At 69.4% G+C, this 14,372-nt stretch carries 15 protein-coding genes; 12 read left to right on the top strand and 3 right to left on the bottom strand.

Annotated elements, in window-relative coordinates; translation table 11 throughout:
* Nucleotides 1-7: 7 nt before the first annotated feature.
* The 6 genes from ABD340_RS25240 to ABD340_RS25215 all read left to right on the top strand — a co-directional run bounded on the left by ABD340_RS25240 (nucleotide 8) and on the right by ABD340_RS25215 (nucleotide 5,897).
* Nucleotides 8-1,153, top strand: a complete 1,146-nt coding sequence (locus ABD340_RS25240) for a sulfotransferase family protein (protein ID WP_344592134.1) — start codon at nucleotides 8-10, stop codon at nucleotides 1,151-1,153.
* Nucleotides 1,154-1,161: 8 nt separating this feature from the next.
* A complete protein-coding gene (locus ABD340_RS25235) occupies nucleotides 1,162-2,229 on the top strand; it encodes a hypothetical protein (RefSeq protein ID WP_344592133.1) in 1,068 nt (355 codons plus the stop codon).
* Nucleotides 2,230-2,448: 219 nt separating this feature from the next.
* Nucleotides 2,449-3,219 (top strand): SDR family NAD(P)-dependent oxidoreductase, encoded by a 771-nt coding sequence (locus ABD340_RS25230; protein ID WP_344592131.1) that lies wholly within the window; start codon nucleotides 2,449-2,451, stop codon nucleotides 3,217-3,219.
* Entirely contained in the window at nucleotides 3,197-4,204 is a 1,008-nt protein-coding gene (cysD, locus tag ABD340_RS25225; RefSeq protein WP_425547436.1) for a sulfate adenylyltransferase subunit CysD, read from the top strand. The genes ABD340_RS25230 and cysD overlap by 23 nt, the downstream gene beginning before the upstream one ends.
* Nucleotides 4,204-5,574 (top strand): sulfate adenylyltransferase subunit CysN, encoded by a 1,371-nt coding sequence (gene cysN, locus ABD340_RS25220; protein WP_344592130.1) that lies wholly within the window; start codon nucleotides 4,204-4,206, stop codon nucleotides 5,572-5,574. The genes cysD and cysN overlap by 1 nt, the downstream gene beginning before the upstream one ends.
* Nucleotides 5,538-5,897, top strand: coding sequence for an adenylyl-sulfate kinase (locus ABD340_RS25215; RefSeq protein WP_344592129.1), 360 nt, complete (start codon nucleotides 5,538-5,540; stop codon nucleotides 5,895-5,897). Before cysN ends, ABD340_RS25215 begins: the two co-directional genes overlap by 37 nt.
* A 29-nt stretch (nucleotides 5,898-5,926) precedes the next feature.
* Here ABD340_RS25215 and ABD340_RS25210 read toward each other — a convergent pair whose 3' ends face one another.
* Complete coding sequence (locus tag ABD340_RS25210) at nucleotides 5,927-6,703, bottom strand: aldo/keto reductase (protein WP_344592128.1); 777 nt, start codon at nucleotides 6,701-6,703, stop codon at nucleotides 5,927-5,929.
* A gap of 67 nt (nucleotides 6,704-6,770) precedes the next feature.
* Here ABD340_RS25210 and ABD340_RS25205 point away from each other — a divergent pair, with 67 nt between their 5' ends.
* Nucleotides 6,771-7,349 (top strand): S1 RNA-binding domain-containing protein, encoded by a 579-nt coding sequence (locus ABD340_RS25205; RefSeq protein ID WP_344592126.1) that lies wholly within the window; start codon nucleotides 6,771-6,773, stop codon nucleotides 7,347-7,349.
* Between the two features lie 15 nt (nucleotides 7,350-7,364).
* Here the strand turns inward: ABD340_RS25205 and ABD340_RS25200 are convergent, their stop codons facing one another.
* Together ABD340_RS25200 and ABD340_RS25195 are read right to left on the bottom strand one after the other, a co-directional pair.
* Nucleotides 7,365-9,233, bottom strand: a complete 1,869-nt coding sequence (locus ABD340_RS25200; RefSeq protein ID WP_344592125.1) for a helix-turn-helix domain-containing protein — start codon at nucleotides 9,231-9,233, stop codon at nucleotides 7,365-7,367.
* Between the two features lie 118 nt (nucleotides 9,234-9,351).
* Nucleotides 9,352-10,359 (bottom strand): DUF4331 family protein, encoded by a 1,008-nt coding sequence (locus ABD340_RS25195; RefSeq protein ID WP_344592123.1) that lies wholly within the window; start codon nucleotides 10,357-10,359, stop codon nucleotides 9,352-9,354.
* A gap of 254 nt (nucleotides 10,360-10,613) precedes the next feature.
* Here ABD340_RS25195 and ABD340_RS25190 point away from each other — a divergent pair, with 254 nt between their 5' ends.
* From ABD340_RS25190 to ABD340_RS25170, 5 genes are all read left to right on the top strand, one after another.
* On the top strand, nucleotides 10,614-11,192 hold the full coding sequence (locus ABD340_RS25190; protein WP_344592121.1) for a GAF domain-containing protein: 579 nt from the start codon (nucleotides 10,614-10,616) through the stop codon (nucleotides 11,190-11,192).
* Nucleotides 11,193-11,374: 182 nt separating this feature from the next.
* Nucleotides 11,375-12,940, top strand: coding sequence for a sensor histidine kinase (locus ABD340_RS25185; RefSeq protein ID WP_344592119.1), 1,566 nt, complete (start codon nucleotides 11,375-11,377; stop codon nucleotides 12,938-12,940).
* Nucleotides 12,941-12,966: 26 nt separating this feature from the next.
* Nucleotides 12,967-13,380: a roadblock/LC7 domain-containing protein gene (locus ABD340_RS25180; protein ID WP_344592117.1), complete on the top strand. Its 414-nt coding sequence runs from the start codon at nucleotides 12,967-12,969 to the stop codon at nucleotides 13,378-13,380.
* Nucleotides 13,380-13,745, top strand: coding sequence for a DUF742 domain-containing protein (locus ABD340_RS25175; protein WP_344592115.1), 366 nt, complete (start codon nucleotides 13,380-13,382; stop codon nucleotides 13,743-13,745). Before ABD340_RS25180 ends, ABD340_RS25175 begins: the two co-directional genes overlap by 1 nt.
* Nucleotides 13,726-14,307, top strand: coding sequence for a GTP-binding protein (locus ABD340_RS25170; protein ID WP_344592113.1), 582 nt, complete (start codon nucleotides 13,726-13,728; stop codon nucleotides 14,305-14,307). The genes ABD340_RS25175 and ABD340_RS25170 overlap by 20 nt, the downstream gene beginning before the upstream one ends.
* Nucleotides 14,308-14,372: the final 65 nt, after the last annotated feature.

The raw sequence follows: 14,372 nt of genomic DNA, 5'->3' as shown, positions 1-14,372 counted from the left end.
AGGCCAAGTGGCGACCGTCGATGACGTGATGAAAGCAGCTGTCACGCAGACCGGCTTGGACGACTTCGGTGACGACTCCTTCCGGGAAGGTCTCGCCATCCTGCTGTCCTCCCTGCGGGACGAGGCGCGGCTGAATGCTCGCGGTGAGGCGTTCCTCAACGAGCGCATGGTCCGGTACCTCTCGCAGCGCCTGCACGTGGAGGACTGGTATCGCCGCCATCCCGAGATCGACAAGGTGCCGATCAACGCGCCGCTGATCGGCTTGGGCTTGCCCCGCACGGGTTCGACGGCGTTGTCGCTGCTGCTGGCCCAGGATCCTGACGTGCGCTACCTGCGCCGCTGGGAGTCGTCGCAGCCGTGCCCGCCACCGTCGACGGTGGCGGGAGACGACCCGCGCATCCCGTCGGACCAGGGGGAGATCGTCGGCACTCGCCGCCACGTTCCGGGCGACATGCACGGGCCGATGGAGTGCCTCGACTTGATGGCGCTGGATTTCAAGTCGCACATGTTCGTGTCCTTCGCGCACATCCCCACGTACACGACGTGGCTGCTCCAAGAGGCCGATCTCACCTCGACGTTCGAGTACCAGCGCCGGGTGATGAAGCTTCTGCAATGGGGGGAGCCGGCGCGGCCGTGGCGGTTGAAGTGCCCGGCGCACGTGCTGTTCCTCGACCACATCGACAAGGTCTTCCCCGACGCCCGGTTCGTCATGACGCACCGGGATCCGACCGACGTCATGCTGTCGATAACCGAACTGTTCGCCGACATCATCGGGAACTTCACCGACCACATCGACCGGCCCGCCATCGGGCGGCTCAACGTCGAGCAGTGGACGCTCGGGATGGACAGGGCGATGCGGTTCCGCGCCGGCGGCGCCGACGACCGGTTCTACGACATCGACTTCCGGGCCATGCAGGCCGATCCCGTCGGAGAGGTGAAAGGCCTGTACGGATGGCTGGGCGAGCCGGTCGGCGACGAGTTCGAGCGGCGAATGCACAGCTGGTGGACGGAGGCGGCCGCCGAGCGTGAGCCCAGCAGGCGCGTCGATCCGGCGGCTTTCGGGATCGATCTCGACGCCGTGCGGCCGCTGTTCGCGCGGTACACCGAGAGTGCGGGCCGCTGGACCGACCGCGGCGAATCCGCCGGAGAGTGAGGGAGCAGATGGTTGTCGATCTGACCGGCGGCATCGACGCGCCGCGCGAGGACGTGTTCGCCCGGCGCCCCGACGATCCGGAGATGCGCGACTCGGTGAGCTTCTGGGTCGTCGACGACCGCGGCGAGGTGGGACTGCCGCGCGTGGGGGTCGAGGCGGTCGCCTCCAACTGGGACGCCCACGACACTCAGATCAATGTCGCGTTCCCGGACGGGCGCGTGTACCGGTCACGTGACGGGGGCCCGTCATGGCCGGCCGAAGACCCCGAGGGGCGCCCCAGGGTACTGGGCGCCGGCGGGCTGGGCTTCCGATGCGTCGAGCCGTTCGACACGTGGACGATGACCTACACCGGGAAGGCCGTCCGGACCTCGTCGTCCGATCTGGCCGCGGGCAAGAAGGACGGCCCGCTGGTCGACGTCAGCTTCCAGGTGGAGGCGAAGATGGCGGTGCCGCCGTGGGTACAGGGCGCACTGCTCAGCGACGTGGGGGCGCTGCTGAAGAACTCGGTCGAGGGCGACCTCATGGGCGGACCCCGTTACGAGCAGCTGTTCCGCGCCACCGGATCGGTGACCGTCGATGGCGGTGAAGAGCACCGTTTCACGGGCAGCGGCCTGCGCATCCGCCGTCAGGGGGTGCGCAAGCTGTCCGGCTTCTGGGGGCACTGCTGGCAGTCGGCGGTGTTCCCCAGCGGGCGGGCCTTCGGCTACAGCGCCTACCCGCCGCGATCCGACGGGAAGCCCACCTACAACGAAGGATTCATCTTCACCGGTGACGGCGAACTCATCCCCGCGCGCGTGGTGCGAGCGCCGTGGCTGAACCGGCTGCAGGCGTTGGGGGAGGACGTGTCGGTGGTTCTGGAGACCGCCGAGGGGAACGTCTCGATCGACGGCGTAACGGTGTTCTCCACCCACGACGTCCACCACAGCGACGACACCTACTCGATGCGGTCGCTCAGACAAGAGATGCCGAGCTTCCCGGTGGTCCACCAGGCCGGTGTGCGCTACCGCTGGGACGGTGAGGAGACCTTCGGCATGCTCGAACGGTCGATCCCCATCGAGAAGATCTCACGGGACTAGCCTGTGTTTCCTGCAATCCCGGCCCAGGGCGCTCGCCTGGCGGCTCGCACCCTGACCGTGCTCGGTGCGAGCGCGACATCGCTTCGCGATCTGGCCGGTGCGGCTCGCCTCCGGCATCGCACCACCGGCCAGGCAACGCGCTCGCGCGGTACCTGAGGCCACTTCGAGACAGGGCCTCGCCCGGGTCCCTGTTCACCATTGAGCGACACGGAGAACACCATGCGCGGACTGCGCGGCAAGACATTCATCGTGGCGGGTGGCGCTACCGGGATCGGCGCGGGGACTTCCGAGCGGCTCGCCGGCGAGGGTGCCTTCGTCACCGTCGGCGACATCAACATCTCAGGGGCACAGGCCACCGCTGAGCGGATCGCCCAGGCCGGCGGCCGGGCGATCGCCGTCGAATTCGACCTGTCCGATGACAAATCAGTGCAGGAACTGGTCGGACGGACGCTGGCGGAATTCGGTGGCCTGCACGGGCTCTTCAATGTGGGCGCGGACCTTTCACCGGGGAATATCGGGCGCGACCGCAGCCTGTTGGAAACCGATATGGACGTCTGGGAGCGCACCCTGGACGTCAGCCTCCTGGGCTATGTCCGCACCTGCCGCGCCGTCCTCCCGCATTTGCTCGAACAGGGTGGCGGCAGCATCGTCAACACCTCTTCCAGCGGCTCCCTGGGCACCGATCCGTCCCATGTCGCGAACAACGCGACCAAGGCGGCCGTCAACCAGCTGACCCGGCATATCGCGGTCAACTGGGGAAGTGCGGGCATCCGGAGCAACGGTGTGATGCCCGGTCTCGTCATGGGCGAGACGACGAAGCAGCAGAACGACCTGGAAATGCAGGCGTCCTTCATGAAGGCCGCCAGGACCACGCGCCTCGGCGACCCGGGCGACCTGGCCTCCGTCGTGTCCTTCCTGCTGTCCGACGAGGCCGAATGGATCAACGGGCAGATGTGGTACATCGGCGGTGCCGCGCACCTCCGGCAATGATCGCGACGCTTCCCCCGCTGGACATCGGTTGAGGAGTTTTGCAGAAGTGACCACTACGGCACGCCACGATTCCGGCCACGAGGTGGGTGGGCTGACCCATCTGCAGCGGCTGGAGGCGGAAAGCATCCAGATCATGCGGGAAGCGGTCGCCGAGAGCGAACGCCCGGTGATGCTGTACTCGGTGGGAAAAGACAGCTCGGTATTGCTGCACCTGGCCCGTAAGGCATTCTGGCCGTCGCGGCCGCCTTTCCCGCTGCTGCACGTGGACACGACCTGGAAGTTCCGCGCCATGTACGAGTTCCGGGACGCGGTCGCGGAGGCGGACGATCTGGAGTTGATCGTCCATCAGAACCCGGAATGCCTCGAACGGGGCATCAATCCGTTCGACCACGGATCCGCCCTGCATACGGAGATGTGGAAGACCGAGGGGCTGAAACAGGCCCTGGACGGCAACCGGTTCGATCTGGCGTTCGGTGGCGCCCGGCGCGACGAGGAGAAAGCGCGGGCGAAGGAGCGGGTGTTCTCCATCCGTTCCGCGCAGCACCGTTGGGACCCGAAGCGGCAGCGCCCGGAACTGTGGCGGCTGTACAACGCGCGTAAGCGGGACGGCGAGAGCGTGCGGGTGTTCCCGCTGTCGAATTGGACCGAACCGGACGTCTGGCAGTACATCCATCTCGAGCGAATCCCGATCGTGGATCTGTATTTCGCCGCACCGCGCCCGGTGGTGGAGCGGGACGGAATGCTGATCATGGCCGACGACGAGCGGATGCGGCTTCGGCCCGGCGAGGTCCCCGAGCAGCGGGCGGTGCGCTTCCGCACGCTGGGCTGCTATCCGCTCAGCGGCGCCGTGGAGAGCGCGGCGACGACCCTGCCGGCGATCGTGCAGGAGATGCTGCTGACGACCAGCTCCGAGCGGCAGGGCCGGATGATCGACCATGACTCCGGCGCCTCGATGGAGCGCAAGAAGCAGGAAGGGTACTTCTGATGGCGCACACCGTCGACGGCCTCGTCGCCGCCGATATCGAGGAGTACCTGCGGCGGCACGAGCACAAGTCGATGCTGCGCTTCATCACCTGCGGGAGCGTCGACGACGGCAAGTCCACGCTGATCGGGCGGTTGCTGTACGACTGCAAACTGGTGTTCTCCGACCATCTGGCCGAGCTGGAGAACGACTCGAAGACCGCCGGCACCCAGGGCGGCGACCTTGATTTCGCGCTGCTGGTCGACGGCCTGGCCGCCGAGCGCGAACAGGGCATCACCATCGATGTCGCCTACCGGTTCTTCTCCACCGAGCGGCGCAAGTTCATCGGCGCCGACACCCCCGGGCATGAGCAGTACACCCGGAACATGGTGACCGGTGCGTCGACCGCCGATCTGGCGGTGATCCTGGTCGACGCCCGCAAAGGCGTGCTCACGCAGACGCGCCGCCACAGCTATCTGGTGTCGCTGCTGGGCATCCGCGACATCGTGGTTGCGGTCAACAAGCTCGACCTGGCCGACTACTCCCGGCAGCGGTTCGAGGAGATCGAGGCCGACTACCGCGCCTTCGCGGAGAGCATCGGCCTCACCGACGTGGTCTGCATCCCGATGTCGGCGTTGCGCGGCGACAACATCATGCACCCCAGCCCCAGCACCCCCTGGTACTCGGGGCCGACCCTGGTCGAGCACCTGGAAACGGTCCAGGTCGCCGATGACCGGAACACCCGCCCGTTCCGGCTGCCGGTGCAGTGGGTCAATCGGCCGAACCTCGATTTCCGCGGCTTCGCCGGCCAGATCGTCAGCGGAACGGTGCGTCCCGGTGACCGGGTGCGGGTCCTGCCGTCGGGCCGCGAGAGCACCGTCGCCCGGATCGTCACCGCCGACGGGGATCTGGACGCGGCGGTCGCCGACCAGTCGGTCACCGTCGTGCTCGCCGACGAGATCGACGTCAGCCGGGGCGATGCCATCGCCGCCGCCGATGACGCTCCCGGCCTGGCCGACCAGTTCGAATGCCGGCTGGTGTGGATGGCCGAGGAGCCGATGCTGCCCGGGCGCACCTACCTGCTGAAGCTGGCCGCCACCACCGCGGTGGCCCAGGTGTCACGGCCGAAGTACTCCATCAACGTCAACACTCTGGAACACGTCGCCGCACGCACGCTCGGGCTGAACGAGATCGGCGTGGCCAACCTGCATCTGGACCGGCAGATCCCGTTCGACCCCTACACCGACAACCGTGACATGGGCGGGTTCGTTCTCATCGACCGCTTCACCCAGGACACCGTGGCGGCCGGCATGCTGCGGTTCCCGACGCCGACCGGGTGGAGAACATCCGCCGCGTCGTGGAGGTCGCGCGTCTGCTCGCCGATGCCGGGCTGATCGTGCTGGCGTCGTTCATCGCCCCGTTCCGCGCCGAACGCGAACGCGCCCGCGAACGCATCGGCGCAGGGGAGTTCGTCGAGGTCCATGTCGACGCCCCGCTGGAGGTGGCCGAGGCACGCGACCGCAAGGGTCTGTACGCCAAGGCGCGCCGCGGTGAACTGGTGAACTTCACGGGGATCGACTCACCGTACGAGCCCCCGCCGTCACCGGAACTTCGCCTGGACTCCAGAGGCGCGCACACTCCCGAAGCGCTCGCCGACCAGGTGATCGACCATCTGCGCCAGGCAGGCAAACTCCACCCCGCCGAGCAGCAGGACTGAAGACGTCGCCGCGGTGGCCGGTTCTTCGATCAGCCGGCTCGGCTGAGTGCGTCGATCGCGGTGATGTCGTCCTTTGTGAGATCGAAGCGTTCGAGGTCGAAATTGGCGGCGATGCGTTCCGGGCGCGAGGACCGGGGGAGGATCACGATGTCGTGCTCCAGATGCCAGCGGAGGACGACCTGGGCTGGAGTGGCATCGTGCCGCTGGGCGATCTCGGTGAGCACGGGGTCGCGCAGGTCGGTGTTCTTGAGGCCGCTGTAGCCCTCGACGACCACCCCCCGGCGGCGGTGCTCCTCCAGCAGGCCCGGGTCGTGCTGCGCCGGGCTCCACGGAATCTGGTTGACCGCCGGCCGCTGCCCGGTGGCCTCGGTCAGCGTGTCGAGCAGCGCCGGGCTGTAGTTGCTCACCCCGACGTTGCGGACGAGCCCGTCGCTCTTGGCGGCCAGGAGTTCCTGCCACGTCGAGACGAGTTCGTCCCGGCCGGTCGGCCAGTGGATCAGCCAGAGGTCCACGTAGCCGCTGTCGAGCAGCCGGAGACTCGACTCCAGGGTGCGACGGGCATGCCGCGCGTCCTGCGGGCGGAGCTTGGTGGTGATGAAGACCTGCTCCCGCTCCAGGCCGCTGTCCTTCACGGCTCTGCCGACGTCCGCCTCGTTCCCGTACAACGTCGCGGTGTCGATATGCCGATAACCGATCTCAAGCGCCGAACGCACCGACTCGTACGCCGCCTTCGACCGTAGTTGCCAGGTTCCAAAACCGATCAACGGCAGCGCGGTGCCGCCGGGCAAGTTCACCGTCTTGGTCATGCTCAGCATTCTGCCTCGCGGACGGTGACCGCGACGGCTGCGGCGCGTGTGTGGGACGCTGAGCGGCGTGGCGGAAGCGGACGACGAAAGGGGCGCCGTCGGGAGCCCCGAGCTCTGGGAGTTCCTCGAGTCCGTCCACCCTGGCGAGATGCGTTCCGGCCTGGTGGCGGCCATCGAGCGGTTCGGGGTGTTCGTCGCTTTGGACGATGGCCCTGACCACCCGATCTTTCCTGGCGCGGGGTTCATCACGATCCCCGAACTGTCCTGGCGGCGCTTCGATTCGGCGTCCGAGATCGTGGAGGTCGGCCAGCGCGTCACCTGCGAAGTGCTCCAGATCGACACCTACCACGGTGAGGTGAGACTGTCCCTCCGGGCGACCCAGCCCGATCCCTTCCAGGAGTTCGCCCGCAACCACGAGACCGGGCAGGTGCTGCAGGGGGCCGTCACCAAACTGGTCCCGTTCGGTGCCTTCGTGCGCGTCCGGGACGGCATCGAGGGGCTGGTCCATCTCAGCGAGCTCTCCTGGACGGACATCGAAGCCCCCGAACAGGCCGTCCGACCCGGCGAGCAGGTCACCGTGGTCGTCACGGAGATCGACCTGGACCGGCGTCGGCTCGCACTCTCGCGCAAGCGAGCACCCGGCTGAGACAGCGGCGTCGCGTCACCCGCCGGTCGCGTACTCGGGGCGCGCACCATGGACCCGCAGGGCGAACCACAGGTCGTAGCGCGCGGACGGGCCGCTGAGAAGCGAGCGTCCGAGCGTCTCCTCGACACGGGTCAGCCGCTTTCGTGTGCCAGGCACCGAGATGCCGAGCGCCGCCGCGGTCGCCTCGATGCGAGCGTCATTGGCCAGCCACACCCGCAGAGTCTTCACGTACAGCTCCGGATCCTGTTGCAGCAGGGGGGACACCTGCGTGTCGGCCCATCGGCGGACCTCGGGATCGTCGAGCAGCACGTCCAGGGCCACCGGGTCGCCCCCGCCGTCCGGGCCGTCCAGGACGCGCAGCGCCAGATGCAGCCTCGACTGCGTCTCCAGGTCCTGCAGCGGCCGGCCGAAGAGCCGCTCGATGTGCCGCAGCCGTGCGGCCAGGGTGTTGCGGTGGATCTTCAATTGCCGTGCCGCACCACCGAAGAAGTCCAGCCACGACTGGAGGGTGACCGTCAACTCGGCCGCGTCGGGATCCTGGGCACGTTTGGGCCGGTAGCCGGAAAGCGGCTCGAGCGTCGCCCGCGCCCACGCGTAACCCCGGGGACGCACCAGCGCCGCGAGATCACCGCGAGGGCTGAAACGGGCGTAGCCTTCGGCGCTGCCGCGTGCCACCGCCAGCGCGTGGAACGCCTGCCCGTACGCCGACGCCACTTCGCGCAGCGCCACGACGTCGCTGACGCCGACATTGACGCCGCCGCGCCGCCCGGCGTGGGCCCGCAGCGACTCTCCCAGCCCGGCCGTGTCCGAGGCCGGTGCGAGCACGATGATGTGACGCGTGTAGACGGGACACCGGACGATCCACGCCCGCCATCCCGATGCCCGCTCGCAGTGCGAGACCGCCTCGTCCCGTGCCTCCGTCGGACACTCCACGATGTAGACGCGGACCTCCTCGGCGAGGCTCGGTCCGAGTACCACGGCGACGCGACGGGCGGCGTCCAGATGTCCGGTCATGAGCAGATGGAGCACGGCCTCCCTGGTCTGTGCCTCCGCGAGCTCGGCCCGCCGGCCGCGGGCGCCGCCCTCCGCGATCCAGTGCAACCCCAGCAGGCGGGACGCGTCCCCGATCAGGGACCGCGTGTCCGGGGAGAACCGCTTGTGCCGCGTGACCACCAGTACGCCCGCGCTCCCGACCGTGCCGATCGGCTCGACGTGGACGACGCCCGAGGCCAGGTCGGCTGCGGCGGACCCGGCCCGGCCGGTCAGCACCCGGTCGACCTCCCCCGCCGCCTGTTCCAGGACGTCGCCCGGGAGTCCGGGAAAGGCGTGCAGCACCGCGCCGGCACCGTCGAGCAGCACGACGCTCCCGGCCACGCGCCGGGCCAGCCACCGCAGGAGGCGCGGCAGGCCGTCCGGCCGTGCGGCCTCCCGGTGCATCTCCCGGTAGTCGTCGACGGCGCGGGCCGCGGCGCGCGCCCGCTCGTCCCGCACGACCTTCATGATCCGTGCCCCCACCCGGGAGGGTTCGTCCCGCGCGAGCAGGAGCGGGAGTTGCTCGCGGCAGGCCGACGCGGTCAGCGCCTGGAGAGTGGATTCGCGCTCCTCGGGGAGCCCGCAGGCGACGACCGCGCCCGTGACGCCCTCGCCGCCGAGCCGTCCGAGCCGTCGCACGGCGGCGAGGATCGGGCCGGGCGGCGTCCGGGGGGACAGCGGCAGGATCACCAGAACCCGCTGGAGGGCGTCGAGGTCGGAGGCGGGCCATCCGGCCAGGTCGGCGGCGCCGATGACGAGCGCGGACTCCACCCCCGCCGGATGGGCGGCCTCCGGTGTGAGGAGGCGCAACCCGAGCTCAGGGCGTTTCAGCAGCGCATCGAGTGTGGACAAGCGACCTCTTCTGCCCCGTTCGCGGATTTCGGTGATGGCCGAAATGCCCCCAAAGGTGCCGCTCACGCTAGTGCGGACGGCGGCGGACGGACAAGATCTTCCGGTCCGCGCGGCCGCGTTACACCGGCGGAGCGAGATAGGGGAATCGCGGCCCGGGAACGCCCGCGGCAGAGCGGGCGTCGAGGCCGAGCGGCACCGCCTTGTTGAGCACCAGCGCGAACATCACCTCCGGCGTGCTCTCGGTGAGCCCGCGCCCGTTGCGGACGACGAATCCGAAGCTCGCCGACGTTCCGATCCGGTACCGGAGGACGTCCGGGAAGATCGCTTCGACCACCCGCCGCGCGTGCGCCGCGGGATCGTCGCCCGTTCCCGCCGCTGCGACGGCCTTGGCGACCAGATCGCCCACGAGCGGACCGTACACCGTCCGATCCGTGCTCGGGTGGGTCGTGTTGTAGTCGCTGGCGAGCTGCGAATCGTCCGGATGGAAGATGGTGTTCACCAGCGGCTGCGCGCAGCGGTTGATCTGGCGCCAGCCGCCGGAGTCGGTCGCCAGGGCCGTCGTCCCCCAGAAACCGATCTCGGTGACGTCGAAGGCGTCATCGGGGATCTCCAGCACCATGGCGGCGACGTTCGTCCCGGCGAACAGGTTCTCCGCCCGTCCGTGGTCGACGTCGGACATGTCGACGGGGGTGCCGTTCGCGACCGCCTCCTTGACCGCTGCGACGACGGGCCCGTTGATATAGAACGGGTCGGCGGCCGGCCCTGCCCAGAAGCGCGCACCACCCGCGCCGACCAGCTCCTGCCGGGTCCGGCCCCGGGCCACGACCGTTCCCGCGACGTCCCGCGAGCGCGCGGCGGCGCCCTCCATCCGGCGGACCTCGACGGCCTGGTCGCCGTCGGCGTCGGGATCGCCGAAGGTGACGACGTAGGCGCGGTCCTCGACCGCGTCGCCGTCGGTGTCGATCCTGAACTCGTACCGCGCCTCCGGATGGAACCCGCCGGGACCGGAAAGCGGGTTCACGTTCATGACGAACGCGGTGCCCGTACCACCGCGGAAGACGTACACGTCACTGATGTCGAGACGCGGATCCTGCCGTGCGAGTGGCGAATCGAGATGGTGGGACACTCAGGCTCCATCGCGGGGAAGTGGGGAATATACGTACCGGCGAACAATGCGATCACGCTAAAGGAGGCCGCGGAGGCGAGCCAGAAACAGCTTGCACAGTGAGACGTGCATGCGGTTTCAAAATGCTGAGTCGCCCCGCTTTCCGGCGAAAACGTACGTCCGGGCACCCAGAACGGGCAGCGCGATATGGCTATTCTCCAAGCGCATGGTGCCGCCATGACCGGGCGGCCGCATGTAACCGGACAGGAGTCTGAATGAGCATTCCCCTCGCCTTCCGGCTGGTCACGCCCATCGATCAGGAGGCACCCCGCCGTGCCGCCCGGCTACGGGAACTCGGCATCAGGGAGGAACCCGACCCCGAGTTCGACGAGTTCGCCCGCGACCTGGCCCATTCGCTGGACGCCCCGTTCGCCATGGTCAACCTCATCGGCCCGGAACGGCAGTACTTCGCGGGCCTCTACCCCTCATCCCGCGACCGTGACCTCGACCCGTCGGCGGACCCGCTCCGGACCATGGCCTGCGACCACGGCTACTGCATGTACGTGGTGACCCGGGGGCACGCGATGGCGCTGGACGAGGTGAAGGACTACCACCTCTTCGCCGGCAATCCGGTCGTTGACGAACTGGGGATCCGCGCCTACCTGGGCGCCCCGCTGATCGACGGGGCGGAAACCCTGGGCACCATCTGCGTCGTGGACACCGAGCCGCACGACTGGGGCGCGCATGGAGTCGCCTTCATCAAGACACGGGCCGCCGAACTGGTGGAGACAATCCGGCGGCGGGCCGGTCTGAGAAACGGGCCCGCGTCCGATGTCCCTTACAAGGGAATGTAGGCCGCCACCACACAGCAAGCTTCATCCCCGTAATCGCACCGGCGTCGTTTCCGCGACGCCGGAACAAGCGATCCGGCCACAGGCCGAATCCGCGCCCACGCGACCGGCGGGAACGTCGCCATCGGTGCCAGGCCGACCGTGCCGGCCGCCCGCAACCGTCCATCCGTGTACCAAGGACATCAATGCCCGAGCCTTTCCCGCTCCCCGCCGCCTCCCAACGACAGGGCGGGCCACGCGCCCGCGGCAGGCGCCGCCGGGCCGGCGTCGGTCTCCATCTGGGCCTTGCCCTCGTTCCCGCGGCGCTCGTCGCGTGCCTGGGACTGACCGCGGTGACGGTACTGATCGTCGCCGGGCCCTCGTCACCGGAGGCCCGGCTGACGCTGGTCATCACCGCCGCGGGCGCGATGGTCGTCCTGTGCGCGGCGGCCGCGGCGGCGCAGACGGCGTCCCGCCAGGAGCACCGGACGCCCGGTCAGCCGGCCTCGGGCCTGGCCGATGAGTGGCGGCGGCTCGGCGACCTGGTGCTTCTGGCCTCCCACGGCCGGGCGGAAATGCGCGGCCTGACCGAGCGGATCAAGGCAGGCGAGACTCCGCCGGAGCGCCGCGCGGACCCCCCGCCGGTCGCGAGCGGCGACCCGCTCGTGCGTCTCGCACAGGAGATCCACAACGCCCGGACCGAGGCATGGAACGCCGTTCTCGACGCGGCGAGCGCGAACCCCGGCGGCGGCGCGCGGCGGCTCGAGGTCTTCCTCAACCTCGCCCGGCGGATGCAGACGCTGTCCCATCGCGCGATCCGGGGACTCGACGAGCTGGAGAACCAGGTCGAGGACCCGGACCTGCTCAAGGGCCTGTTCCGGGTCGACCACCTCAGTACCCGCCTGCGTCGCCAGGCCGAGAGCCTGGCCGTGATCGGCGGGGGCGCCTCACGCCGCCGGTGGAGCAGGCCGGTGCCCGTCTACGAGGTGCTGCGCTCGGCGGTCGCCGAGGTCGAGGACTACAACCGGGTCAAGGTCGTGCCGCCGGTCGAGGGAGAGCTCCTCGGCAGCGCGGTCGCCGACCTCATCCATCTGCTCGCCGAGCTCGTCGAGAACGCCACCAGGTTCTCACCGCCGCACACCCAGGTGCTCCTGCGCGCGGAGACCGTGACCGCCGGACTCGCGATCGAGATCGAGGACCGCGGCCTCGGCATACCGCGGGAGACCCAGCGCCGGCTGAACGACCTGCTCGCCGACCCCGGCCGGGTCGACGGCGACGAACTGGTGCGGGACGGCCGGATCGGGCTGCTCGTGGTCGCCGCGCTCGCGCAGCGGCACAAGGTCGCGCTCAGGCTGCAGACCAACATGTTCGGCGGCACCCAGGCCGTCCTCGTGATCCCGAACGACCTGATCGGTCCGGCGCGAGAGGAGACCGGCGAACGGGCGGTGCCCCTGCCCGCCGAACCGCCGGCCGGGACGTCCTCGTCGACCCCCTTTCCCGGTCCCGGACAGGACCCCACGCACGGCGACCACCATCCCGCCGCGTCCGCCCGGCGGACGGAGGAGCCGGTCGACAACGGTGACCGGCGCCCGGAACTGCCGAGACGCCGCCCGCAGGCGAACATGGCGCCCGAACTCGTCAGCGCTCCCGCGCCACGGGACGACGATGCCGCCATCGGCCACGACCACGGGCTGATGGCGGCATTCAAGAAAGGGATGCGCGGCGGTCAGGAAACCGGGCAGGCGGACGGGCCATCGACACCGAACCCCTAGCCCTCGACGACCAGAAGGAGCGTCCAATGAGCGCCGTCTCTCCGAACCAGGCCGCGGATTTCGCGTGGTTGCTGAAGGGCCTGAACCAGGAGGTCCCTTCCATCCGCGGCAGCGTGCTCCTGTCCTCTGACGGAATGATGAAGGCCGCCTACGGCCTTGATCGCGCCAACTCGGAATATCTGGCGGCACTCGCCTCCGGACTGTTCTCCATGGCCCGCAGCGCCGGTACCCGGTTCGATGACGCGGGCGAAGCCCGCCAGGTCGTGGTCGAACTGCGGTCCAGCCAGCTGTACATCTCCTGGGCCGGCTTCAACTCGGTTCTCGCCGTGCTGGCGCGGGCGGATGCCGACCCGGGCGTCGTCGGGTTCGAGATGGCCCGGCTGATCAAGGCCGTCCAGCCGTTCCTGGGCACGGCGGCGCGCCCGCGCGCCGAGGGCTGATGACCATGTCAGCCGACGACGAGGTATGGCTTGACGAGGAGGCCGGCCCGCTCATACGTCCGTACACGGTGAACGAGGGCCGGACCCGCCCCAGCGTGCACCTCGACCTGCTCTCCCTGGTGATCGCCATAGGCCGGCCCGCCCCGGACATGGAGCCCGAACACCTGAAGGTGCTCGACCTGTGCCGCACGCCGATCTCGGTCGCCGAAGTCGCGGCGCACATCCGCCTTCCCGTCGCCGTCACGAAGGTGCTCCTGGCCGATCTCGTGGACCGCGGAGCGATCGCCACCCGCGTCCCGGACCCGCGGCCCGCCGCCGACCACCACCTGCTGGAGAAGTTGCTCGATGGCCTCCAACGGATCTGAGCCGTTCCCCACCCAGGTCAAGATCCTGATCTCGGGCGGCTTCGGTGTGGGCAAGACGACCTTCGTCGGCGCGGCGAGCGAGATCGAACCGCTGGACACGGAAGAACTCGTCACCACCGCCAGCGCGGGCATCGACGATCTCAGCGGCGCGGAGGGCAAGTCGACGACGACGGTGGCCTTCGACTTCGGCCGCATCACCATCCCGCGGCACGACATCGTGCTGTACCTGTTCGGGACGCCAGGTCAGGAACGCTTCTGGTTCTTCTGGGACGAGTTGTGCGCGGGAGCACTGGGGGCGGTCGTGCTGGCCGACACGCGTCGCCTGGCCGACTGCTTCGCCGCCGTCGACTTCTTCGAGAATCGGGACATCCCTTTCCTCATCGCGGTGAACGAGTTCGACGGCGCCTACCGGCACCGGCCCGAAGAGGTGCGCGCCGCGCTCGAACTGAACCCGCACGTGCCGGTCGTATCCTGCGACGCCCGGGACACCCGGTCCGCGACATCGGTACTCCGATCCCTGATCCAGTACCTTCTCGTCGCCGCGCCCTCCCCTTCCGCCTGACCCATCCGGCGCCGGGAAGCTATGTCACCGGCTCTGACCTGCGGCCGAACAGCTGCCAGGCAAGA

Source organism: Actinomadura vinacea (genome assembly GCF_039532545.1).
GTDB classification, from domain to species: domain Bacteria; phylum Actinomycetota; class Actinomycetes; order Streptosporangiales; family Streptosporangiaceae; genus Spirillospora; species Spirillospora vinacea.
Note: the sequence above shows the minus strand (reverse complement) of the source record. Positions and strands in the feature narration are given on the sequence as shown.